The organism is Rhizobium sp. AG207R (assembly GCF_027109195.1).
Taxonomy (GTDB): domain Bacteria; phylum Pseudomonadota; class Alphaproteobacteria; order Rhizobiales; family Rhizobiaceae; genus Rhizobium; species Rhizobium dioscoreae.
Genome location: NZ_JAEPVT010000001.1, coordinates 53002 through 77242 on the forward strand (window position 1 = coordinate 53002; position 24241 = coordinate 77242).

The window sequence follows — 24241 nt, forward strand, 5'->3', positions numbered from 1 at the left end:
GGTTCATCTTCGTGAATTGTGTTCTGAGTGACAAAATCGGAGAGCGTGTCAGTGGGCCGACGACCCGGATGTGGCTTCGTCTCATCGCCAGATCGTTTGCGCTCGGCTCACTCATCGGGTCGCTTCGAAGTGTATATTTGGTTTTGCCATAGCCATCGTTTGCCTTGCCTTTCGGTCTGCGTCCTGCAAGGCTAGAAATACTTCGTACCGGGCGTCATGAACTCGGCGAAGAAGTCCTCGACCGGGTTTCCTGATCTCCGCCATCCTCGTCATCGCCTGCATTGCGCTCGAAATTCCGTCAAACTTGTTCGACGCTGCCGCCCCCAGGATGGCTGCTCCGAGGAGAACTGGCTCCGGGCACGTTGGAATGGCGACATCGATGCCGGTCGCGTCGGCAAGAATTTGCCTGACCAGGTTGCTCCGCGCGGCGCCGCCGCTTACCACGATTTGTGAAATTCCGACCCCTTGTGCGTTCATTGCATCAACTATCTGGCGTGCGCCATAGGCAACGCCGGCAATGCCCGCGAGATACAGCTCGCATAGGCTATCCATGCTGTCGGCGAGTGTTAGGCCCGATATGGTCGCTCGTGCGTGTGGGTCAGCATGCGGGGCGCGGTTGCCCAGGAATTCGGGTACAACGTGAATGTCCGTCGGAAACCCGTCCACATCGGCAAAACGCTTCTCGCACTCCTGTTCCAGGTAACCCAATAGCGGCAACGCTTCGAGTTGCGCCATTTTCTGCGCCACTGGAAAATGAGGATGGCAATGAACAAGGTAATCAATTGCAGCGCCTGCCGCCGACTGGCCACCCTCGAGCAGCCATAGTTCGGGGAGCATCGCACCGTAATACGGTCCCCAAACTCCCGGTACCGCCAGTTCCTTCGTCGTGCTCGCCATAGCACATGCCGATGTCCCGAAGACGTACGCCATCTGACTGCCATAGGCTGCCCCGACACCGAGTGAGCCGATGCCTCCAGCATGCGCATCGATTGCCCCCGCACCGACTGGCGTGGATGGTCGGAGACCAAGATTTGCGGCAGCTTCCTCCGTCAGACCAGATCCGACGGAGGTTCCTGGCGCGACAGCGGTCTTACCAATGCGTTCAAAGCCATCGGTGACGAGCTCTTCCAGTCCGATTTTTCTGAAGTAGTCGGAATCCCATCGTTTCTCGTGCGCCAGATAGGTCCACTTGCAGGTGACAGTACAGAGTGACCGATCGGTCGATCCCGTTGCTCGAAACGTCAACCAGTCGGTCAGATCGACGAAGTGGCCCGCACGTCGGTATGTCTCGGGCAGCTTTTCCTTCATCCATAGCAACTTCGGAGTTTGCATTTTTGGCGATATGATGCCGCCTATGTACGACAGCACACGGTGTCTTGTCTGGTTGATGCGCTCGGCTTGCTCGATTGCTCGATGATCCATCCAAACGATGACATTCCGGCTATCATCTCCGGTTGGACTTACGGATATCGGAGAACCCTCGGCATCAATAGCCACAAGCGAACACGTCGCGTCGAAGCTCAATCCAGCGATGTCGTTAGGGTCGGTCTGGGCCCCCGCCATGACGTGACGGATAGCTTGGACAACCGCTGACCAGATATCATCAGAGCTCTGCTCCACGATATCGCTGCCGATCCGCCAGGTCTGGATTGGGTATTGCGCGATGCGAGCAGCACCCCGGTGTCCGTGACGAGGCCAGCACGCGCGCTTCCGGTACCAACGTCAATACCAATAAAAACAGCCATGACGATGCTCGTGTTCGTTTGGACTAACCAGTTAGGCTCGACTAAAAGTCCTGGCGTCGTAGGTTGGACGCTTGCAGCGGAGTAAGGGCCTCAGGTCGTTCAGCCCGATGGGAAATCTGGACCTCGCGTTCGAGGTCGGCCGACTGAAGAATGCCCAGCATCACAGCGAGTGTGTGGAGCGAGAACTCGCCCGAGCAACGGTGCGGTCGATCGTTCGCTATGGCGTTGGCCATCTCCGCCAATCCCAGAGAGCGGTAGTTGGCGATCGTGGGGTGGCCGAACGGATAGTTGATCGCACCGAATGGAAGCGAGGTCGTGTCAATCGGATTCCAGTCCGGTCGCTGCCCAGCCGCGGCGAGCGCATCGGCATCGTGGGAGTTGAGGGGCAAGGTGGTGTCGGAGAGCTCGACATCACCGCCGAACGTGTCGGGATCGGGAACACGAAGGGATGCCTCAGTTCCATGCAATTCGATCGGGCGCATTCCGTTACGCCAGATATCCCAACTGGCGATCAACGTGATTGTCGCGCCACTCTCGAATTTCAGAATAGCGTTGATGGTCGTGAACGTCTCGACCTTGAACGTCTTGCCCTTGTTGGGACCTTCTGCACCGTAGCGGCGTTCGGCCGGACTGATCTGACCGGTCGCATAGACCGAGGCAACTGGACCAAGCAAGTTACACAGCGACGAAATGTAATATGGACCGATATCCAGGACCGGCCCACCGCCAGCCTGGTAGAAAAACGCTGGGTTCGGGTGCCAGTGCTCCATTCCCTTGGACATGATCGCGGCGACACCAGTTAGGATTTTCCCTGCCGAGCCTTCGTCAATTGCTTTGCGGGCAGTCTGCTGTCCCGCACCGAGAATGGTGTCTGGAGCACAGCCGATGCGCAGCCCCTTCTCCGACGCGCGTCGAACCAGGTCGATCCCGTCTTCGAGGGAGGTCGCGAGCGGCTTTTCAACATAGACATGCTTGCCCGCATCGAGCACCGCGCGGCTGACCGCTGCGTGAGCACTGGGGATGGACAGGTTGAGAATGATATCGATGTCGTCGGAGGCTAGGAGCTTGTCGACGGACCTTTCTTCGATGCCGAACTTCCTGGCGATACGGTTGGACGCCTCCGGTAAGAGGTCAGCACAAGCGACGATGTCAATGTCGCGGAAGAGTCTGCTGTTAGCGGCGTAAATGTCGGAAATGTTGCCGCAGCCGATGATACCAACTCTCATTGGGGTTCCTCATTGAAAACGAAATTGAATGCGATTTAGATAAGGCTTAGGTGTTATCGTGACTTCAGATAACCCGGGGGCGCGGCATTGCTGACGAATGCCAGTCGATCGACCGCTTGCTCAGGTTTGAGGGCGTGCAGAATGATCGAACCCTGGTAGCCGCTCTCCTGCATCTTCTTCAGATAGTAAGGGTAATCCAGCCTCCCCAACCCCGCAGGAACATGTCCGGCTTCGCCATCGCGGTCCAAGTCCTTGGCATGCGCGAGGACGATATCCGCGCCGAGAAGCTCAAAGGCTTCGTCAAGCTTTTCGCGCATGCGTGGCAATTCGCCCTTCTGGAAAATATTCGCTCCGTCCATGATGATCTTGAGACTGGGCGAACCGACCTCATCGAGCAGGCGGCGAGCCTTGCGAACGGTGTTGATTGAATTTCCAACCTCCGTTTCTACGCCAAGGAAAATGCCGTGGTCTTCAGCAGTCCTAACGGCTTGCCGGGTGGTGACGAGAAGGTCCTGCCACGCTTCGGGACTGTCGCTGGCCTCATGCCTTCTCCACATATCGTCTGGGTCCCGCGATCCCGTGCAAAGCGTGACGACGCGCGTGCCGAGTTTGGGAGCGAGTGCAATCAGCCGATCGAGAGCTTGGGCGCCTTTGGCCCGTTTCACCGGATCGGGATCAATCATGTTATAGGTGCCGGATAGGGCCGAAAGCACGAGCCGATTGGCGGCAAAGCCGTCTTTGATGGCGGCGATTTGAGTGTCGGTTAGGTTCTCCGGAAACGTGTCGCCGACCGCGTTCACGAGATCGAGCTGCACTCCAGTTGCGCCAGCCGCTGCCATTGCGTTCAGGTTAGCCTCCAAGGTAGAGGACGGAAATTCTGGGGAAAGTAGGCCGAGTGTCGCCATGGTCGCATCCAATGCTTTTGAAAGACTTCGGGTTCGGAAATCACGGCCAGCTGGCCGTGATTTAAGGCGAGCCGCTGCTTTGCGCGGGGCAGGGAGGTATTACTTGCCGCAGGTATCGGCCTGCTCTGGCGTGCAGGTCACGAAGCCCGTGTCGATCGACGGCGGAACAGTTTTGCCGGCCTTGATGTCATGGAGCGCCATCAGCGCCTTGTAGCCGATCTGGTAGGGGTTCTGACCGACATTGACGCTGCTCAGGCCAGCTTTCAGCAACGGCATCTGCGGCGGCTCGGCATCGCCGAACGAAATGACCAACTCGCGGGAGTCGATCCGCTGCTTAACTCGATTCATCGCCCGCTTGTAGGCGTCAGGCGCATATTGTGCCCAGCCGCCGACGGCAATCAGCGCGTCGAGATCGGGATGAGCAATGACGAGATCGTTTAGCTGCTGGGCGGCCATGGTAATGTCGTCGTCGTTGTAAAGGGGGCATCCCGACGGCTCGGTCCAGCCATTTTGGCCATCAAGCTTGGCGATCGGCTTGGATCGGACCGAGCCCGCCAAGGTATCGCGCACACCTTGAACGCGCGTATCGAGGTTGATCGATCCAGGTGTTCCAGATTGGATGCAGACGGTGCCACCCTTGGGCTTCATTTCAATGACCTTCTTTGCCAAGGTAACACCGAAATTGTAATTGTCGGTGCCGACGAACGAGGTGCGTAGACCCTGATTTTCTTCAGGCAGATCGCTGTCGAACGTGATTACAGGGATGTCAGAGTCCTTGGCCTTCTTAATGAAGCGAGCCACGGACTTCGGATTCTTTGGCGCGATGGCGATCCCGTCGAGTCCGCGCGTCACCATGTCGTTCAGCGTCTGGATTTGGGCCCCTTCGTCGTTGCCCGTCGGGCCGACGAACAGGCAGGTGACCCCGATCTCTTTGGCGGCGGCCTCGCAGCCGTCCTTCATTTTCGCGCCAAACGGATCGATCAGGCCTTTGGGGATAAGCGCGTAGGTCTCCGCGGCTGACGCACCCACCGGTAGCACCGCGGCCACGCCTCCCAGTACCGCCACTGCTGCCAATGCGTGCTTTGTCTTGTATTTCGAAATCACGTTGATGTCCTCCTCGACGATCTCAGTGTGGTTTGGTTTTGCGCAATCTCTCCGATGGTCACCGTGCGCGCCGGTGGCCTACTGACGCGACATGCGCAGTCGCTCCAGCCAGACGGCGAAGATGATGAATGCCCCGACAAAGGTTCCCTGCCAAAAGGGGTCGACCCCGGCCAAAAGGAGGGAGTTGCGGGTGACCTCGATCAAGAGCGAGCCAACGACGGCTCCTGGCGCACTGCCGTATCCACCCATCAGGTTTGCGCCACCGATGACGGAACCTGCAATGACCTGGAGCTCTTGTCCGGTACCGAGGACGTTTGTCGCTGCGCCGAGCCAACCAAGCAGGAACACCGAAGTCAGCGCCGTGATGACGCCCATCAGGATATAGACGGAGAGCTTGATCGCATAGACAGGCAGCCCCGTCAGCTCGGCAGCGGATTGATTGCCGCCGATCGCCTTCACGTAGCGGCCCCACCGGGTCATCGTCAGCGCGAACTGCATGGCGATTGCGGCAACGACCACCGCGATCAACACCGTGGGAATGCCGAGGACCGTGCCACCGCCAACTGCGAACAACAAGTCGCCACCCGGACCGAAATCGTAGAACACCTGGTTGCGGGAGATCACGAGCGTGATCGATCTCAAGACACTCATCATCCCCAAGGTGACGATGAAAGGCGGCATCTTCATATAGGTGACAAGAAAGCCGTTGATGGCCCCAGCAAAACCGCCCACCACAATAGTCAAGACAATGGCCGGGAAGAATGGCATGCCGCCGTTCAACATAATTGCCAGCGAGATCGCGCAAAAGCCAAGGTTCGAACCTGACGAGATGTCGATGCCCCCTGTCATGATCACGGGTGTCATTCCGATCGCCATCAGCGCAACGAACGCAAAATTCTGCAGGATATTGGATAGGTTTGCGACGGACAGGAACTTAGGTGCGACGGCACCGACGACGATACACAGCAAGACGACGACAAGCAGTATCCAGAATTCCTGGCTGTGTAGGAATGTCCGCGTGAGACTGCGTTCGCGCTTGTCGAGAACCGCATCCAGATCGGCTGCGTTCGAACCTGCAAGATTTGACGACCCCATGGTCGGATTGTTTTGATCGGTCATGTTCGCTCTAGCAATTTGGTCAGGCACTGGCCTGAGCGCCGGTGATCAGCGCGGTGATTTCCTGGGGCGAGGTGCTGGCAATTGCCTTGTCTGCTACCTTTTGGCCGCGGCGTATCACGATGACGCGATCGCAGACCTCAAAGACGTCGGGCATCCGGTGCGATACGAGGACGATCGCCGTGCCCTGGTCTCTAAGGCGTTTAATCAGCGCCAGGACCTCAGCGACCTGACGAACGGAAATTGCCGCGGTCGGTTCGTCCATGAGAACGATCTTCGACTGAGCGAGGCGAGTGCGGGCGATTGCGACCGCCTGGCGTTGACCGCCGGACATGCGCGCCACGAGATCGCGGACGCGCGTTTCAGTCTTGAGTTCGCGGAAAATTTCCATCGCCTGTCGGCGCATTGCACCATGATCAAGGAATTTGAAGGGACCGATCTTCCTCATGATCTCGCGGCCGAGAAAGACGTTTGCAGATGCCGAAAGGTTGTCGCAAAGTGCCAAGTCCTGATAAACAACCTCGACACCGCTTGCTCTCGCGTCAGCTGGCTTTGTGAAATGGACGTCGGTCCCGTTGAGTTTATAGCTGCCGGAGCTGGGTGTGTGGTTGCCCGCGATGACCCTGATCAGCGTCGATTTGCCCGCACCGTTGTCGCCCATCAAGCCAACGATTTCCGCAGGTTTGATCGAGAACGACACATCGGTAAGCGCTTGTATCGCGCCGAAACTCTTCGACACGTTTACTAGTTCAAGAACACTCTGCAAGTTTCTCCTCCTTCTCGCTGAGTTTTCTGTTTGGACGCGGTTGTCAGAACGTCGTAGCGCCCAAGTAATCTTGGTCTTAGACTCGTACTAAATTACTCCTCTCATACGCCAGCGTCTTGTATCCTCCATAACCAGCATATAGTCTTAGTCTAAGACTTGTGTCAAATCGTTAGTTTCGGAGGAGATGACAATGAGTGTGTATGACGAACTATCGCCCGATATGCAGGCTTTCTCCCGCTATTTATGGAAGGCGGACGATCTGATGGCATCCGACGCGATTGAAGATGTGCGGGTGGCAACGCGGCGGCTTCGCGATGACGCGGACCGTGCGATTCCATGGATCGAGAATGTCCAAGAGGGGACGTTCGAGGGAATGCGGTATCGCACTTATCGGCCCGATTCGGCCGCGGCCACGCCTACAGTAATCTATTTTCATGGCGGGGCGTGGAGCCATCTCGATATCGATGTGTACGATCCGATCATGCGGCAGGTTGCCGCCGATGGTCCGGTGACCGTTATCGGTCTGGAATACCCGTTAGTCCCGGAGGTTCGCTTCCCAGCCAACCTTCAAGCTTGCGTGAACTTTACCCGAAACGTGATGGGCAGCGAGCCAAACATTCCGATCGTCCTAATGGGAGATTCGGCTGGAGCGAACTTGGCGATGGGCGTGGCAATTGTCCTACGCGATCGGCACAAAATCAAACCTGCAGGGCTAGCACTCATTTATGGCGGATTCGATCTTGAAAACGAAAGGGAGTCGGCCGCGCGTTACGGCGGCGGCGAATTGCCGATGACCACAGCTGGCGTTCGCGCCTCTCACGCATTCTATCTCGGTGACGATGGCGACCCCGCAAACCCGCTTATGAGCCCGATCAAGGCTGACTTGAGGGATCTTCCACCCACGTTCCTGTCCGTCGCCAGCCACGACAACTTGTATGACGAGAATATCGAGATGGCGCGGCAGCTCGGCTATGCCGGGGTCTCCGTGGAGCTGAAAATCTATCCACGAGCCATTCACGGTTTCCTGGAAGCCTGGAGTGTTACCGGATCGCAGATTGCAAAATCCGCGCTTGAGGACCTCGCACGGTTTGCTGTAAGTCGAGGACGGTAATCACGCCGCGACTGAGCTAAACGCGGGAAGAAGAAACAAATCCTCGCGAATGAGGGCCGCCGCTCCGACCGCGGGCAGACGTTGTCCGGGACCGTCGACCACGATCGGCGGCACCGACAATCCAGGAACGAACTTTGCTTGCAACTGTTTGACCACTTTGTCGGCCACTCTGGGATAGAGTACCGACAGCGGCCCCGACACAACGATCACGGCGGGATCGAGAAGATAGATCGCATTAAGGAGCGCCGCTGCGAGCCTGTCCGACCATACGGATAGGGCTTCGAGTAACTCCGCATCGGGTTCCGTGATCGCAGCCAAGGCGTCGAGGGCATCCTCTGGGTCCTGAGTTGTTCCCAGGAACTTGGCAAAGTGTGCAAAGCCCGCGCCGTCCTGAAACGTCTTGCCGCTATGTGAGAGCTCATCCGACAAACGCATGAGGCCGATTTCGCCGGCAACCCCGTGTGCACCCCGGTCTACGATTCCGTTTCGGACGACCGCGCTGCCAATACCGTTTGCTAGCACCAGAACAAGGAGGCTCTCTTTCTCCCGCTCTGGCAATCGTTCCGAAATAAGGAACGCAGTCGCGGCCGCATCGTTACAGCACTTGATTACCCAACCACTTGGCATCGCGGCGCTCAGCATCAGCGTTAGATCAATCGCGTTCCACAAACGAACGGGAGGGATAAAAACCCTGCCTGCGGGTGTAACGATACCCGAAACCGACATGCCGAGACCGTAAACATCCGAAACGGATAGGCGGCTTTCTCGAATCATGGCACTAACGATGGATTTTACTCTTTCCACGACGTCTTCGGCGGGTGTTTCCGAGATTTTGGTGGGTACGTTGACGCGTTTTACGATCGCGAGCGAAAAGTCGCACAGGACCACAAGAAGGTGCTCTGTCGTGACCTCGACGCCGACGAAGAATGCACCGTTAGAATTAAGAGCAAGGAAGTTGCCGGGACGGCCTCTATAGACTCCGCCCTGCTCGACACCGACTTCGGTCACCAATCCAGCATCCATTAATTCGCCCACGGCATAGCCGACTGTCGTCTTGGTGACGCCAAGCTCCCTAGCTAAGTCGGCCTTTGATTGCGGACCCTTGTCGCGAAGCAGGCGAAGGCACTTTTGAGAATTGACATGGCGAAGGAGGCGCGTCGTCGTCATAAGTCGATTTCAGTCCTTTCAATCATCGAGCAATGCGCATCGTTGAATGCTCGATTTGCTAAGATGCTATCAGAGTCCAGCGTGACGGATAAGATAGTTTTTCTCTGAGACAAATTAAAGCAAGCGTGGACTTCTCGGCCACGAAAAAGGGCTCCCACTACCGGGAGCCCCACGTTGGTCTTCACTCACAAGCTAGCCAGTGCAATGGATTAGGCATTCCAGCTCTTCACACCTAGCAGCTTCTCGCCGAGCGGCGTGAGCTCCGCGGTCTTGCCATGCAGCCTTTCCAAGCCGCGCGGATCGCCGACGAAGCCAGCGCGCGCGATCGGAGCACGTTCCCTCCACGAGCGGATGCGGGCTTCACGCTCTACCAGATCGTGCTCGTCTGCAGGGAACATAGAGATATACTGCGCCATGCGTGCCTTGTTTTCCGAGGTGTTGGGCGCGACCCCGTGGGCGAGCAGGGAGTTGAAGATCATCAGGTCGCCGGGAAAGAGTTCCAGCTTGACCGCCTTGTCCTCGATGCCCTTCATGTCGGGACGATGAGGGTCACGATCAGCAGGTTGGGCCTTCACCCATTCGTCGAAATGTTCGAACAAATATGGCACGCACTGGAAGCCGCCGATATCGCCGCCGTCCTGGTGGACGAGCGAGAGAACTCCCTGAACCGAGATCGGGAGAGGATTGAGCGAGGTGTCGGCGTCCCAGTGGATGAAGCCTGGGGAGGCGCGTTTGCCCCTGTTCGGCGTGTTCAGGTTCGCGCGGTCGATGGACACCCATAGGTCTTCCATGTCCCAAATGTCGACGAACGCGTCATAGATACGCTGCTCCATCCGGTTATTCCAGAGAAGCTGGTGGTGATAAACTTCTACCATGCCTGTATTTGGGACCGCGCCCTCAGGAACGGCATTGCGCGAAGCGACATCCCACGTGGACGGGTCGTTTGGGTCCTTCTCCTCGAACTCCCAGAGCATCGCCTTGAGGCGCTCGACGCTCTCCTTGGGGACGGCATTGCGGACAATTACGTAGCCGCTCTTCTGCCAGTGATCGAAATCGGCCTGCGATAGGACCCGAAGGGGCAGCTTCTTCTTGATTTGCGAGAGCGGCGTTGTCGCGCGACTCGATGTCGGATGGTCGTCCTTGTTGATGTCGGTAGCATGGGTCATCGTTTCTCCTCCGTGGTTGCCAGTCTCCGACTGACATTCGAGAACGATATCCGAGGCCTGGGCCGTGATGTTGTCGCGCTGTGTTGAATAATGATACTATTGTCGCGTCTATCCGGCTTTGGGCGTCACATCGGGTACATTAGAGCATCGACCGGTGAACCCTCCCAGCCTAACGGCACTTCTCCCTTTAAGACAACACAGTCGCTGCTTCTCAAGCTCTGTCTTAAACTCCAGCGATACCTCTATCCCCAAGAGTGTTTCTAGCGCTAAACTAATCGAGGATCCGGGGCGGGGAGGTTGCGCCGGAGCGTGTGTGGGGTGGACACTTCATGAAGCCGTTTCTGGAAAAGGTGGTTGTCGCTGACGATTCTTCATGGTCGATGGTCCGGGCGCTCAGGCATTGCAACGTTCCATTTGAGTGGCATCACCACCCGGAGTTCGAACTCACACTTACGACTAATTCGCGCGGTCATCGTTTCATCGGGGACCATGTCGGGACGTATGACGACGGAGACCTGGTCCTGCTTGGACCACACCTCCCACATACTTGGTCATCGTCGAGCAAGATCGATGAGGATCAGCCTCACAACGTTATGGTGATCTGGTTTCGACCCGAATGGGCGCGGGGGCTGACGGAGCTCTTGACAGAACTGAAGCCCATCAACGCAATGCTGGACCGATCCTCTCGCGGCCTGCAATTTTCGCCGCGAGCGGCCGACCAGGTGCGCCCGTCGATCGAGGCAATTTTCGACAAGGAACCTACCGATCGTCTTCTGGATCTTATGGCCATTCTTCTATCGCTTGCCACGGACGACGGGGCGGTCCCGCTCAGCGCGCCGAACAAGACCTCTTTGGCTACCGAAGCACCTGGCTCGAGAATCGACCGAGTGCTCGAGCACGTCCATAATAATTACCGTGGTGAGATCAGGGTCTCTGATCTGAAGGAGGTTGCCGCGCTGAGCACTTCCGCGTTCCATCGCATGTTTATGCGGCACACACGTCTGACCCTGAGCGAGTACGTCATGCGGCTCCGCATCGGGGAGGCCTGCGGCGAGCTGATTGCTGGAGATCGGCCTATTGCATCGATAGCCGAGGCCGTCGGTTACCGCTCACTTGCCAACTTCGGAAGGCAGTTCAAGACTCTAAAGGGGCAGACCCCGCGCGAATATCGACAGCGGTTCAATGTGGGGCCAACCGGGCATTATAACCAGCGACGAAAACTCTAAGTTCTGTACAGCTAGGAGTCGCGGACGCCGCTCGCGTCGAGAATGCCTGTGATCTTCTCCATTGAAACTTGGCAGCGCTTGCAGTTGCGACCGGATTGACAAGGACTGACCATCTCGTCGTCCTGGCCGAGGCGGCCCTCGACAAAACGGGCGGCGTCGACATCAACCGGATGATAGTCCGATCCACAGGGGCCACGCCGCTCTCTGCGATTAGCCAACTCGAACCCTGACCCATAACGTCCACCATCGCACATATCCGTCCTCCCTGAGACTGTGGCACGGTGAATGATATGAACTCGCGGGAAACCATGTTGTCCCGATTTCTCTCATTCTGATTGTCGCGTTTTCTCTGGCGTCAGGGCCTTAATCGGAGAACTGCTAGCCTCGAGATCAGGTCACCCGAAGAAGCTGGCCGGTTCCGTCGTACCCTCGAGGCGCACCATCTCGGCACGCGCAACAACGCCAGCCACCGAACTCCTAATGTGTGTGCGCATGGCCTCCTCTGTCTTGTCCGGATCTCCAAGTTTGATTGCTGCAAAGACGGCGGCATGTTCGTCGAAGAATGCTTCCCTCGGTAGCTTCTCAACCTTTGTCCCAACGGTATGCTTCGAGAGAGTGAGCAAGCAATGTGTTCGTTGCAGTGCCTTGGCGAGCTCGCGGTTGTTGGTTCGCTGAACGCAGGTAACATGCAGGTCGACTTCTAGGTCGTACATTTCGGCGGCGGAAATCTCTGGATAACGGCTCGCGCCGTCAGCTAAGCGAGCGGTCATGGCAGAGATCTCGTCGCTTGTGAGTCTTTCCAGTGCACCAGCAAGAGCAGCCGGTTCGAGATGCTCGCGCAGTTCGTAGAGCTCAAGGATGCGTCGCTCGTCCAACGGGACGACCGACCACCGCGAGGCCTCGTCCTTTTCGATCATCCCAAGGGTCTCCAATCTGGAAAGCACATCGCGGGCAACAGTGCGGCCGACGCCGTAGCGTCTGGCGAGTTCGTGCTCGTTTATCCGCGTTCGGCCAAAGAACGAACGATGGACCACCTTCTGCTCGACGTCGTCGTAAAGCGTTTGCCAAGCGAAGTTGATACGGGGCTCATGAAGGATCGAGAGGCGAGCCAGCGATTGAGCAAGCGGGACGCGGATCGGCTCCACGCCGGATGGTCCGACGATATAGCCGTGAGCTCCCGCGCGGTGAATGAGGCCTTCCGCCATCAGATCCTGCAAGGCGCTTCGTACCGGTACGCGGCTAGAGCCAACAAGTTGCGCCAATGGGACTTCGGTTAAAACGGTGCCGGGCTCGATATCCCCGCTTACGATCGCTTCCCTAAGGCTTCGGCTTAGCTTTTCAGCCAACGTCTGTTTGCGCTGCAATTGAGAGCCTGTGTCGTTTCGATCGTCCAATGAACGCAATTGTAGCGCCCTCGGCTCAACGTGTCGACTATCGATACCCGGTCCTTATGTGTCGCCGTCCGGTCAGCCGATGGGGCACCGGACCTTGTCAGCTCTTATGCCACGGGAAGGAGTTCCTCGGGCATGTTCTGGAAGCAAACGGGCCGCAGAAACCTGCGGATCGACATCGTGCCGACGGAGGTCGCTCCGAAGTTGGTGCTGGCCGGGTAGGGGCCGCCATGCACCATACTCTTTACCACTTCCACGCCAGTCGGATAGCCGTTGACGAGAACGCGTCCAGCTTTGCGGGTGAGGATAGGCATTAGGCGACGCGCCAAGTCGGTGTCTTCCGTATCCATGTGCAACGTTGCGGTCAGCTGTCCGACAAAGCTCTTGGCCAACAAAAGCAGGCTTTCTGCACTTGGAGCACGCACGACAAGGCTAAGAGGGCCGAAGACTTCTTCCGCCAGGGTATGATCGTCTAGGAAGGTGTTCATCGAAACTTCGTAAAGGTTCGGAGACGCATTCCGCCCGGCGCTTTCGCTGGTGTGAACCGCCTTCACCGAGTTGCGAGTCTCAAAGCGGGCTTTGCCGGAGCGATAGGCTTCGGCCATCCCGGATGTCAGCATGGTTTGAGGGCCGATTGACTTCAGTGCCCCAGCAACCGATGCCACAAAGGAGTCGCCGTCCGCTCCTTCAGGAACGACCGCAATCCCAGGGTTCGTGCATAGCTGTCCGGCGGACCCCGTCATTGACGTCGCCCAGCCCCTGGCGATGGCCTCAGCCCTTGCCTTGAGCGCATGCGGCAGAACGAACATTGGGTTCACGGAACCGAGTTCGCCAAAGAACGGGATCGGCTCCGGCCGCGAGGCGCAAAGATCGAAAAGCGCCCGTCCTCCGCCGAGAGAACCCGTGAAGCCTACGGCTTTGATCATCGGATGTTGTACGAGAGCGGTTCCGACATCGCGTCGACCACCCTGTACGAGCGAGAACACGCCGGGGGCAACTCCGAACTTCTCGATCGCGGCGTGAACGGCTTCCGCAACGATTTCCGAGGTGCCGGGGTGGGAAGTATGCCCCTTGACGACGACCGGGCAACCCGCCGCAAACGCGGCAGCTGTATCGCCGCCAGCAACTGAGAAGGCCAGTGGAAAGTTCGACGCCCCGAACACAGCAACCGGACCGACAGGCTGTTGGATCAGGCGTAGATCGGGGCGCGGAAGCGGCTGACGATCGGGCAATGCTGCATCACGCCTCTGATCGAGATAGTCACCTTCGGCTACGACCTTGGCAAACAGGCGCAACTGTCCTGTCGTGCGCGCGCGTTCTCCGTTCAACCTAGCCTCCGGTAGGCCTGTCTCCTGACATCCGATCGCCGTGATGTCGACCGCCCGAGCCTCGATCTCATCCGCGATCGCGTTTAGGAAGTCCGCGCGACTGGCTCTGCTGCTGTAGCCGAAAGACCAGAAGGCCTCCTCCGCGGCCTTGCAAGCCTGCTCGACGAGCTCGACGGTGCCCATTGAAAAGCTCGACGCCTCGCCTGACGCTGGTTGATTCCGGAATGTCGCGCCTCCGCCGATCCAATTACCTGCTATCAGGTGTTTGCCGTGAGGTTTAAAGGTCATGCGTTTCTCCTTCCATGGTTGCTAACGCGACCCGCCAATCGATCGGTCAAGATGGGTGTAACCGCCGTCCGGGAATATCCACTGTCCGGTGGTATGGCTCGAGCGATCCGAAAGCAGGAATGCACAGGCGTCACCGATCTCGCGTGCTTCCGTCATCCGTTGTCCCAGCGGGATGCGGTTGATGATTTCCTTTAATGCCACCTCCGGATCGGACATCGTATCAAGCCAACGGCGATAAAGCGGCGTCATCACTTCGGCGACAACGATCGCGTTCACGCGGACCTTGTCAGGAAGGAATTCCACGGCCCATTCGCGCGTCATTCCCAACTGCGCTGCTTTCGCCGCAATGTAGGCAGAGGTGCCGCCTTGGCCAGTCAGTGCCGTCTTGGATGAGATGTTGACGATCGCTCCATGGGTTGCCCTGAGGTCGTCCGCCAGCAGATGGACCATGGTGTAATAGTGGACAAGGTTCTGATCCAGGCTGGCCCGAAATGCTGCCGGGCCCTTGTCAATTCCGACGCCGTCATTCGCGCCGGCGTTGTTGACCAGGCCATGGATTGCACCATGTCGTTCCCTGATCGCGCTTACCGCGGCATGGCAGGCGTCATCATTCGAAAGTTCGGCTTGTTGAAAGTCCGCTCCGGTCGCCCAAAGCCATTCTTCAGGCGGTCGACGCCGCGCAAGAACAACCGGCTGCGCTCCTTCCTCGGCCAAGACCTCGCAGATCGCGGCGCCAATGCCGGAACCACCGCCCGTTACAACAACGACTTTGCCTTGGAGGTGTAAATCCATCGCCTTGCTCCTGTAATATGTTCTGAAAATTGAAAAGCCGGCTACACCAACGATCTGTCGATCATTCAGTAAGTCCGTAGAAGTGGATCGCGGTTCCGCCCATGATTGCCTCGCGTTCCGCTGGGGAGAGGTGGTCCAGAAGCTCTTGAGTGTAGCCAATCCAATCTTCGTAGCTGGCGGCGAGCGTCAGAACTGGCCAATCGCTACCCCACATCAGACGGTGAGGTCCGAACCAGTCCAAAAGTTGGCCGAAGATCGCGTCGAGGACGTGTTTGGGATTGAGCAACTCCTCGCGGGAGAACTCGGTAAGCAGTCCCGATAATTTGCAGTGAATACGAGGACTGCGGGAGAGTGCGCGCATGCCGTCTTTCCAGTTGAATTTGTCGCCCGGCTGCGGTTTGCCACCATGGTCGACAACGATTGGTATTTCAGGATTGTTCGCGGCGAACTTCGCCAGCATGGGAAGATGTCGCTCGGTTACCAAAGCGTCGAAGCGCAAGCCCAGTCTCCTGATCGTGTTTAGGACATCAGACCTGGGCGCTGTCAGCAGCCAATCTGTGTCCTCAATATCCTGTAACATCGGCCGCACGGATTTGAGCTTCGGGTTTGATGACCGCCGCTCAAGTATTTCGATGGAACCGGGCGAGGCGAGGTCTATCCAGCCGACAACCCCTAGAATGAAGGGGTACTCAGCGGCAAGCGCCAGTAGGTAGTCAGTCTCCGCCACCGTTGGCGCGGCCTGGACTGCAACAACGCGGCATTTGGCCGGGTAATCGAATACTCGGAAATCCTTCCGGATGTGGGAGAGGGATTCGCCATCCGTTTGGAGCCAACCGTAGTCTCCGCGCGAAAGCTGCCAGAAATGGCAATGAGAGTCCAAAATCTGCGATGATCCGCCACGAGTTTCCACGCAGTGCCTCTGCCCTTCAATGTATCAAAGTGACATATCGGCGTAATTTGCCGCCGAACTCGATATAAAACCTGATTATTGCGTGCATTATACAGAAGCACTTGCGCAGTCAATATTTTAACGCTAAATCTGCATTGAGTTTAGCGCTCAATGTGGCGTTCTCGGAATCAGTTATCGATCACACGAAATAGGAGGATGCATTCGTGGCGATGATGGACCTCGATTTGACAGGTAAGACTGCATTGATCACCGCGTCGGTGACCGGGATTGGTCTTGCCGCCGCTCAGGGCCTGACGGCGCGCGGCGCGAAGGTTTGGATCAATGGGAGGAATGCAGATCGGCTCGCAAAGGCGGCAGATGAGGTGCGTGAACGTGTTCCCGGAGCCCAAGTTATGACGGTTCAGGCGGACGTCGCGACAGCGGAGGGGTGCCAAAAGGTCATCGAGACCGTGAAGGACATCGATATCCTGATCAACATGGCCGGCGGCACGAGCAACCTTGTGCCGTTTACCCAGTTGACCGACGAAGACTGGCAGTTTCAATGGGATTTCAACGTGATGAGCGGCGTTCGTCTCACGCGCCATTATGCTCCGCTTCTGAAAAAGAAGGACTTCGGCAGGATTATCTTCATGTCGAGCGAGTCGGGCCTCGTCAGCACTCCCGTCCTAGTCGATTACGGTGTTTGCAAAGCCGCGGTCATCCGTCTGTCCCGCAGCATCGCGGAAGAATTCCATCGGACCAACGTCACCGTCAACTGCGTGGCTCCCGGCGGCACGATCAGCGAATGGGTCTACCGCGAGGCCAAGGGAATGTCTCTTGAGGAGTTCGAGAAGCGTCACTTCGAAGTCAACGAGCCCACATCGCTGCTGGGCCGTTTCGCCGAAGCGGACGAAGTCGCCAATATGATCGTCTATCTTTGCAGCCCTGCGTCGAACGCGACCCGCGGCGCGTTGCTCCGTGTCGAAGGTGGTGCCGTGCGTACGGACTGATTGCCTCGTCAGCCTGTTGAAAAGGGGCCTTAGTGCCGCTCACATGAACGGCGAGGGGCCGAGCCACCAATTCACGAACGAGCCAGCTCGGATACTGGCAGAACCATGGAACCGTGTACTATGAAACTCGCAATTCATTCCTTCGTATGGACAGACGGCCAAGATCAGAACAGCCTTGAAATGGTGATGGAAAAGGCGGTTGCGACTGGCTACCACCTTATTGAATTCCCAGGAGTTGACCGCGCGAAGATCAACATAGATCGCATTGCAAAGCGTGCTGATGAACTCAATCTCGGCGTTCTAGCCTCCGCGGGCCTTGCGCCCGAATACGACCTGACGAGCGAAGACGCCGAGGTGGTCCGTCGGGGTGAGGCCTTCCTCAATGAGGCGGTAAGTGTCGCCCGCGACCTCGGCAGTCCGCAGATGAGCGGGCCGATGTTTTCCGCTCATCAAAAGTTCAAGACAATGCCGACCCGCCGTGGATGGGACACGAGCGTTGGCGTTCTCCAGAAGGTTTCGGAGAAGGCGAAGGCGGCGAACGTGGCGCTTTGCCTCGAACTCGTGAATAGATACGAGACGAACCTGATCAATACCGTCCAACAGGGGCTGGCCTACATCCGCGATACGGGTTCGGACAACGTCTTCCTGCACCTCGACACCTTCCACATGAATATGGAGGAGGAGGACCCCGCCCAAGCAATCCGCCTTGCTGGCGATCGCATCGGTTATTTCCACGTCGGTGAAAGCAATCGCGGCAATCTCGGTTCCGGCACAATTCAATACGCTCCGATTTTCGATGCGCTTTTGGATATTGGCTACTCAAAGGTCATCGGTATCGAGGCGTTCGCGAATGCCGGGTGCGGCGATTGGCTCAAGGCGATTTGCGCCGTCTGGCGGGAAAACTGGAGCGATGGCGACAATTTCGCGCGCACCTCGAAGACCTTCGTGGAGATGAAGATCAACGAGGCCAACGGCCGTCGCGCGGCCTATCGCGCAGCCTAACGTTCAGTTCGGCGCCGTCCCTGAGGATAGTCCTATGAATACCTTGTCGGAAACCGATCGGCTGATGATGGTGGTCTGCATCGTGTTCCTGGCAGTCGGACTGTTCCAGGGAGGGATCGGACCTGTGCTTCAAGACCTGGCGCGCCAGACGGGATCAACTACCGTCGCCGCCAGCAGTCTGATGACCGTGGTGTCTCTTACGTCACTGTCGTCGCAGGCGATTACGGCGCTCGTTTTGAAGCGCACGGGCCATCGGCCGATCATGCTCGTCGGTATGATTTTCTTCCTTTGCGGGATAAGCGGCATCGCACTCTCCGCTTCCTTGACCTCGTTACTGATCGCCGCCGTATGCAAAGGGATCGGCGATGGGGCGCTGCTCCTCTTGGGCAACGTTCTGGCAGCCGAGGCGTCGAAGGGCGCGGGTCCTCTCAATCTGGTCAACGCGATGTTCGGCGTCGGGGCAATCATCGCGCCGGCCGTGATCAGCGTCGCGATGATCACTACGGGTTCAGGTATGCCTGGACTATGGTCGGTTCCATTTGCGATGGGCAGCGCGCTTGCGCTTCTGCTGGTGTGGCGACCAGGCCTGACGATACCGGCAGCGGACTCAGAAGCTATCGCCGAAGTGGTACATTCGGCCGGCCACTCACCAATACTGAAAACTCGGCTCATTTGGCTGATTTCGGCGCTATTGCTCCTGGAGGCATCCATCGAAGCCAGCCTCGGTGTTTGGCTGCCCACGCTTCTGAACCAATCCACAGGCTTGTCGCTGACCGCAGCCTCGATGATCCTTTCCTGGTTCTGGCTTTTGCTGACGGCGTCGCGCTTCGTCGCCGCATGGGCCAGCCGGAAATACTCGGCTTTCACGATCCTGGCGTTTGTCGTCATTTTTGCCGCGGTTGGATGCTCCCTTCTCCTGACTGCGACAGTCATCGGAAGCGCGACGGTTGCGATTGCTGCGACCACTTTCCTCGGCCCCGGCCTCGGGCCGGTCTTGCCATCCGCTCTGTCGATCCTTCGCAACGCCTATTCCTACAATACCGGAGCTGCAACGGGTATTGCATTCGGATCAGGAAGTTTCGGCGCCGGACTTATGCCGCCGTTCGTTGGCGTTTTGACATCTGCCGCAGGGTTCGCGGGCGGGGCAGGCGCGCTTTTCGCGACCGCGCTGTCGATGGCGTTCGTCCTGCTCGCGGTGGCGGCGAGCGGAGGCAAGGAGCGAAATAAGCCGACACGCCAATCCATCGATCAACAAATGTGCCCCGTGGGGCCGGATTGAGGAAGCGCCCCGACGACCGTTGGGCAGCAAAAGCCATGCAAGTCAAACCAAAGTGGACCGGAGGAAACCTATGCTTACAGTCGACGCTCTCGCATCAATGATCGACCACTCGATCATCGACCCCAATCACACTGAATCGGACATGATCGTCGGTATCGAAACTGCGATCGAATATCGCGCCGGTCGGTTCACGACCCAGCCGTTTCGCGTAAAAGCTGCCAAGAAGAGGCTTGAGGGCAAAGGCATCGCCCTTCAGACCTATGTCGGCTTTCCGCATGGCAACGATTACCCAGCAACGAAGCTCCTGCAGGCCCAGCAGGCACTTGACGATGGTGTTGATGAACTCGACATGGTGATCAACATCTCGGCCTTCCTTTCCGGCGACGCGCGCTACGTCGAGGATGACATTCGGGCGATCGTCAATCTGGCGAAGCCCTACAATGTTACGGTGAAGGGCATCATCGAGTGCTTCTACCTCACGCGCGAGCAGCGGATCGCTGCTGCCCGTATTGTAGAGGCCGCGGGTGCCGCCTTCGTCAAGACGTCAACTGGACAGCGTGCCGACATGCAGGCTTCTATCGCCGAAGACGTTCGGGAAATGCGCGCGGTTCTGAAACCGGAAACGATCATCAAGGCTTCCGGCGGCTGCTTCAACCTTGACGCGATCCTTCTCTACTACCGAAATGGCGCACGTCGCTTCGGCGCATCCGAGACAGCGAACATCCTCAACGACTTCCGTGCGAGGACGGCCGCGGGCCTGACGCTCGATTGATCCTTGAATTGGAGAGCAGGATGTTTCGCTACGGCTGGTCACAGGCGCTGTTCATTGATGAAACGCTCGAGGACAGCCTTCAGCGTTTGGCCCGGTTCGGGTACGACGGGGTGGAACTCCCAGTCCTGTCGATGCTGCCCAAAGAGGTGAGAGACCGCCTCAATCATCACGGTCTCTCATGCACGTCGGTGAATGGCCGGTTTGTCGGGCATGATAGGGATCTTTCCAGTTCTGATGAGTCAGTCAGGGCGGCAGCGGTCTCCTACGTTCGATCCTGTCTGCAATTCGCGGCCCATATCGGCGCGCCAGTTGCCATCATCGTACCGACCCGCATCGGCAAGCTTAGCCCGGAAACGTCGCTGGCAAAAGAGTGGGATAACGTGGTCCGAAGCCTGCGGGAGATCGGAGAGATCGGGCAAGGGCTGGGTGTTACCGCAGTCATCGAGTGCGTCAATCGCGCTGAGTCCTATTTGGCGAACCGCCTGGAAACCGCGCATCGCCTGGTGAAGGATACCGGCTCTCAGAATGTTGCGCTGATGGCGGACAGCTTCCACATGAACATTGAAGAAACCGATGTTCATGGGGCATTGCGGGCAGTCGCGACACATCTCAAGCATGTCCATCTGGCCGACAATAACCGGACAGCACCTGGCATGGGTCACCTCCACCTTTCGCACTTCCTTGATACGCTCTTCAGCATTGGTTACCGCGGCGCGGTGGTCATGGAATGCGACGTGCAGGCGCCCGACCAATATGGACGGAACGCACTTACGACTGATCGAAAAATCTTCGACCAGTACACCGAAACGGCTATTGCGACCCTGAAGCGCATGGAAGCCAGTCTTAAAACCAAAGTCGCCATCTAACCGAGGACAAGCTTATGACCATCGAAATTCGAACAGCCATCGTGACAGGAGCGGCCCAGGGGATAGGGCGCGGCATTGCCGAACGCCTCGCTCAGGATGGTCTAGCCGTCACCTTGGCCGACCTTCCCAGCAATAAGGAAGCGCTGGAAACGGCAGCGGCCGGAATAAAGGCGGCCGGAAGCAAATGCCGGATAGCCGAGGTGGACGTCACTTTAGCTCCGGATGTGGAGCGGATGGTGAAGGAACACGTTACCGCATTCGGCGGGATCGACGTGATGGTCGCGAATGCAGGCATCGCCGTTACCGCTCTGTTTGAAGATACGACTGTCGAGATCGTCGATCGCACCATGGCAATCAATGTCCGAGGCGTCTTCAACTGCTATAAGGCAGCCGCGACTCAGATGATCAAGCAGGGTCGGGGCGGTCGGCTGATCGCGGCGGGATCTGTCAGCGCCCACAAGGGCGGCGAATGGCAGTGTGCATATGTCGCTTCCAAATTTGCCGTTCGCGGTTTCAATCAGACAGTAGCGCTGGAGTTGGCCAAGTATGGCATCACCGCGAATATCTATAGCCCTGGCGTGATCATGACCTCGATGTGGGACTCGATCGACAAGGTTGTGACCGCGAAGGAGGGCAAACCGCGTGGAAGCCAGACGGACAAAATGCTCCCGAACATTCCGCTTGGTCGGACCGGCACGCCACAAGACGTGGCCAGGGTCGTGTCGTTCCTCGCCTCCGAAAGCGCTGCCTACGTCACCGGACAGTCGGTCATCGTCGATGGTGGCATGTACATGGCCTGAAACAGTCAAAGTCGGGCTGAGAACACAGAACTCTATTTGACCAGGAAGTTTTTCATGAGTGAGAGCAAATCGACGCCAATTCGCACTGCTATTGTGACAGGCTCGGCGCAGGGAATCGGGCGTGGCATCGCGCTGCGTTTGGCAAAGGATGGTCTTTCTGTCACGTTAGCGGACCTGCCATCCAATCAAAGCAAGCTGAAGGCAGTTCGCGCGGAGATCGAAACCGCTGGCGGCACGTGCAGGACCTCGGAGGTAGATGTAGCAGAAGCGGAAGACGTCAATAGGATGGTCGCGGAGCATGTTGCTGACTTTGGCGGCATTGACGTCATGGTCGCCAATGCCGGCATCGCGATAACCGCCCATTTCGTGGATACGACGCCGGACGATGTCGACCGTGCGATCGCGGTCAACGTCCGCGGCGTCTTCAACTGCTACAAGTCTGCATCCGAGCAGATGATCAAACAGGGGCGTGGCGGTAGGCTAATTGCGGCGGGCTCAGTTAGCGCTCACAAGGGCGGGGAGTGGCAGTGTGCCTACGTGGCGTCGAAGTTCGCTGTTCGCGGATTCAATCAGACGGTTGCGCTCGAACTCGCCAAGCACGGCATTACCGCTAACATCTATAGCCCTGGGGCGACGCAAACCCCGATGTATGACTCCATCGACGAGATTGTGACGAATACCGAGGGAACGCCCAGGGGAAGCGAACTTGCTAAAGTCGGTGCGAAAGTGCCGCTCGGCCGGCTTGCGCAGCCCGAGGACATTGCCAAGGTCGTGTCGTTTCTTGCCTCAGAAGATTCCGCTTACGTCACCGGACAATCGATCGTCACGGACGGTGGCGTCTATTTTGTCTAATACGGCCCATCGGATCGTGGGCAGCAATGCATTGAAGGGCAGGGCTAAGTGATGACAAAGCTATTGTCGCCATTTTCACTGCGGCAGGTGACGCTCAAGAACCGTATCGTAGCATCGCCGATGTGCCAATATCGTGCCACTGATGGCCATGCCAACCCCTGGCACGACACCCACTACGCCGGCCTCGCGCGAGGCGGCGTAAGCCTCGTTGTTGTCGAGGCGACCGCCGTTTCCAAAGAGGGGCGCATCACACCTGGTTGTCTGGGACTCTGGGAAGCGGGCCAGGAGCCAGGTCTGAGGCGGATTGCGTCTCTCATTAAAGAGGAAGGCGCAGTTCCCGGCATCCAGCTAGGTCATGCGGGCCGCAAGGCCAGTATTAGTCGCCCTTGGGAAGGTGACAGTCATCTAATGGAAGCGACCGCAGGTGGATGGGACACTGTGGCGCCATCGCCGCTGGCTTACGGCCACAATCTCCCGAAGGTGCCGGGGGAGCTTACGATAGACGACATCCGGCGAGTACGGGACGATTTCGTGGCCGCAGCCTGCCGAGCTGCCGATACCGGCTTTGAATGGCTTGAATTGCATTTTGCCCATGGTTTCCTGGCACAGACATTCTTCTCGGTACGAACCAATAAACGCGCAGATCGATACGGCGGCGATTTCGCGGGACGGACGAGGTTCATGATCGAAACGCTTGCTGCAGTTCGCGAGGTCTGGCCGAGGGGGTTGCCACTGACAGTCCGGTTCGGATGTCAGGAGTTTGATGGCCGGGATAACGAAACAGCGTCAGAAGTCTTGGAACTTGTAAAGCAATTCAGGATCGTTGGCGTCGACTTGTTGGATGTCTCGATCGGGTTTACGGAATACAACGATAGGATCCCCTGGGGACCCGGAATGCTTGTCGAGACTTCGCGCAAATTGAAGCAGCTCGTCGGAATACCGACCGCCGTTTCCTGGAATGTCGAAGAGCCTGAACTGGCCGCGTCGATCGTTGAGCTGGATCAGGCCGATCTGATCTATATCGCCAAGGCGCTCCTCGCCAATCCGCACTATCCATTCGAGATCGCAAAGGCCCTGGGCGTTGCCGCGCCGTCGTGGGTGTTGCCAGCCCCCTATGCCCGTTGGCTCGAGCGCTACTAATTCAGGTCTGGTTTGTTTCGCTTCGCATTTCACCAGTTTGACGACCTAAGATCGCATTGAACCATGAACCGACATTGACACATCCTTCCTTTTTGTTTAGCGTTAAAAACGATAAAAATGACCAGTTTTAGAGTGGATGGCGGTCATATCGCGGAGTTCGGCGCGGACCCAAGTCTGATATTTCCGGATACGGCGCGAGGTTGTGCCAGTCGGATCCGGGACTGAGAAGCAACAAGCCAACACGTCAAGTCTTGGCCAGTTGCTGCGATGAAGTCCGCGACATTGGGAGGTTTGTGGATG

22 protein-coding genes are annotated in these 24241 nt (G+C 57.8%); 10 read left to right on the plus strand and 12 right to left on the minus strand.

The window, feature by feature from the left end:
- Positions 1-111 precede the first annotated feature (111 nt).
- From JJQ51_RS00210 to JJQ51_RS00235, 6 genes are all read right to left on the minus strand, one after another.
- Positions 112-1620 (minus strand): FGGY-family carbohydrate kinase, encoded by a 1509-nt coding sequence (locus JJQ51_RS00210; protein WP_331275820.1) that lies wholly within the window; start codon positions 1618-1620, stop codon positions 112-114.
- 166 nt (positions 1621-1786) lie between these two features.
- Complete coding sequence (locus tag JJQ51_RS00215) at positions 1787-2971, minus strand: Gfo/Idh/MocA family protein (protein ID WP_269244088.1); 1185 nt, start codon at positions 2969-2971, stop codon at positions 1787-1789.
- 53 nt (positions 2972-3024) lie between these two features.
- A complete protein-coding gene (locus JJQ51_RS00220) occupies positions 3025-3876 on the minus strand; it encodes a sugar phosphate isomerase/epimerase family protein (protein WP_269244089.1) in 852 nt (283 codons plus the stop codon).
- A gap of 99 nt (positions 3877-3975) precedes the next feature.
- A complete protein-coding gene (locus JJQ51_RS00225) occupies positions 3976-4980 on the minus strand; it encodes a sugar-binding protein (RefSeq protein WP_269244090.1) in 1005 nt (334 codons plus the stop codon).
- Positions 4981-5058: 78 nt separating this feature from the next.
- Complete coding sequence (locus JJQ51_RS00230; RefSeq protein WP_269244091.1) at positions 5059-6099, minus strand: ABC transporter permease; 1041 nt, start codon at positions 6097-6099, stop codon at positions 5059-5061.
- Positions 6100-6118: 19 nt separating this feature from the next.
- Positions 6119-6862 (minus strand): ATP-binding cassette domain-containing protein, encoded by a 744-nt coding sequence (locus tag JJQ51_RS00235; RefSeq protein WP_269244092.1) that lies wholly within the window; start codon positions 6860-6862, stop codon positions 6119-6121.
- Between the two features lie 190 nt (positions 6863-7052).
- Between JJQ51_RS00235 and JJQ51_RS00240 the strand changes: the two genes are divergently transcribed.
- Complete coding sequence (locus tag JJQ51_RS00240) at positions 7053-7973, plus strand: alpha/beta hydrolase (RefSeq protein WP_269244093.1); 921 nt, start codon at positions 7053-7055, stop codon at positions 7971-7973.
- Here the strand turns inward: JJQ51_RS00240 and JJQ51_RS00245 are convergent, their stop codons facing one another.
- Both JJQ51_RS00245 and JJQ51_RS00250 read right to left on the minus strand, forming a co-directional pair.
- Positions 7974-9140, minus strand: coding sequence for an ROK family transcriptional regulator (locus JJQ51_RS00245; RefSeq protein WP_269244094.1), 1167 nt, complete (start codon positions 9138-9140; stop codon positions 7974-7976). It abuts the gene before it with no gap.
- Positions 9141-9349: 209 nt separating this feature from the next.
- Entirely contained in the window at positions 9350-10306 is a 957-nt protein-coding gene (locus tag JJQ51_RS00250; protein WP_269244095.1) for a phytanoyl-CoA dioxygenase family protein, read from the minus strand.
- A gap of 329 nt (positions 10307-10635) precedes the next feature.
- Between JJQ51_RS00250 and JJQ51_RS00255 the strand changes: the two genes are divergently transcribed.
- Positions 10636-11532: an AraC family transcriptional regulator gene (locus JJQ51_RS00255; RefSeq protein ID WP_269244096.1), complete on the plus strand. Its 897-nt coding sequence runs from the start codon at positions 10636-10638 to the stop codon at positions 11530-11532.
- Positions 11533-11927: 395 nt separating this feature from the next.
- Here JJQ51_RS00255 and JJQ51_RS00260 read toward each other — a convergent pair whose 3' ends face one another.
- The 4 genes from JJQ51_RS00260 to JJQ51_RS00275 form a co-directional block, all read right to left on the minus strand.
- Complete coding sequence (locus tag JJQ51_RS00260) at positions 11928-12926, minus strand: GntR family transcriptional regulator (protein WP_269244097.1); 999 nt, start codon at positions 12924-12926, stop codon at positions 11928-11930.
- Positions 12927-13030: 104 nt separating this feature from the next.
- Positions 13031-14539 (minus strand): aldehyde dehydrogenase (NADP(+)), encoded by a 1509-nt coding sequence (locus JJQ51_RS00265; RefSeq protein WP_269244098.1) that lies wholly within the window; start codon positions 14537-14539, stop codon positions 13031-13033.
- Positions 14540-14560: 21 nt separating this feature from the next.
- Positions 14561-15490: an SDR family oxidoreductase gene (locus JJQ51_RS00270; protein WP_269244099.1), complete on the minus strand. Its 930-nt coding sequence runs from the start codon at positions 15488-15490 to the stop codon at positions 14561-14563.
- Positions 15393-16241 (minus strand): amidohydrolase family protein, encoded by an 849-nt coding sequence (locus JJQ51_RS00275; RefSeq protein ID WP_269244100.1) that lies wholly within the window; start codon positions 16239-16241, stop codon positions 15393-15395. Before JJQ51_RS00275 ends, JJQ51_RS00270 begins: the two co-directional genes overlap by 98 nt.
- Positions 16242-16450: 209 nt before the next feature.
- Between JJQ51_RS00275 and JJQ51_RS00280 the strand changes: the two genes are divergently transcribed.
- From JJQ51_RS00280 to JJQ51_RS00315, 8 genes are all read left to right on the plus strand, one after another.
- On the plus strand, positions 16451-17230 hold the full coding sequence (locus JJQ51_RS00280; RefSeq protein WP_269244347.1) for an SDR family NAD(P)-dependent oxidoreductase: 780 nt from the start codon (positions 16451-16453) through the stop codon (positions 17228-17230).
- Between the two features lie 120 nt (positions 17231-17350).
- The gene (locus tag JJQ51_RS00285) at positions 17351-18232 is read left to right on the plus strand and encodes a sugar phosphate isomerase/epimerase family protein (protein ID WP_269244101.1); all 882 of its coding nucleotides are present in this window, start codon (positions 17351-17353) and stop codon (positions 18230-18232) included.
- A 34-nt stretch (positions 18233-18266) separates the two neighbouring features.
- Positions 18267-19511: an MFS transporter gene (locus JJQ51_RS00290; protein WP_269244102.1), complete on the plus strand. Its 1245-nt coding sequence runs from the start codon at positions 18267-18269 to the stop codon at positions 19509-19511.
- A 70-nt stretch (positions 19512-19581) separates the two neighbouring features.
- The gene (gene deoC / locus JJQ51_RS00295) at positions 19582-20283 is read left to right on the plus strand and encodes a deoxyribose-phosphate aldolase (RefSeq protein ID WP_269244103.1); all 702 of its coding nucleotides are present in this window, start codon (positions 19582-19584) and stop codon (positions 20281-20283) included.
- 20 nt (positions 20284-20303) lie between these two features.
- Positions 20304-21149 (plus strand): sugar phosphate isomerase/epimerase family protein, encoded by an 846-nt coding sequence (locus tag JJQ51_RS00300; RefSeq protein WP_269244104.1) that lies wholly within the window; start codon positions 20304-20306, stop codon positions 21147-21149.
- 14 nt (positions 21150-21163) lie between these two features.
- Positions 21164-21949: an SDR family oxidoreductase gene (locus JJQ51_RS00305; protein ID WP_269244105.1), complete on the plus strand. Its 786-nt coding sequence runs from the start codon at positions 21164-21166 to the stop codon at positions 21947-21949.
- A gap of 54 nt (positions 21950-22003) precedes the next feature.
- The gene (locus JJQ51_RS00310) at positions 22004-22801 is read left to right on the plus strand and encodes an SDR family oxidoreductase (RefSeq protein WP_269244106.1); all 798 of its coding nucleotides are present in this window, start codon (positions 22004-22006) and stop codon (positions 22799-22801) included.
- 51 nt (positions 22802-22852) lie between these two features.
- Positions 22853-23941: an NADH:flavin oxidoreductase/NADH oxidase gene (locus tag JJQ51_RS00315; RefSeq protein WP_269244107.1), complete on the plus strand. Its 1089-nt coding sequence runs from the start codon at positions 22853-22855 to the stop codon at positions 23939-23941.
- The last annotated feature ends 300 nt before the right edge of the window (positions 23942-24241 follow it).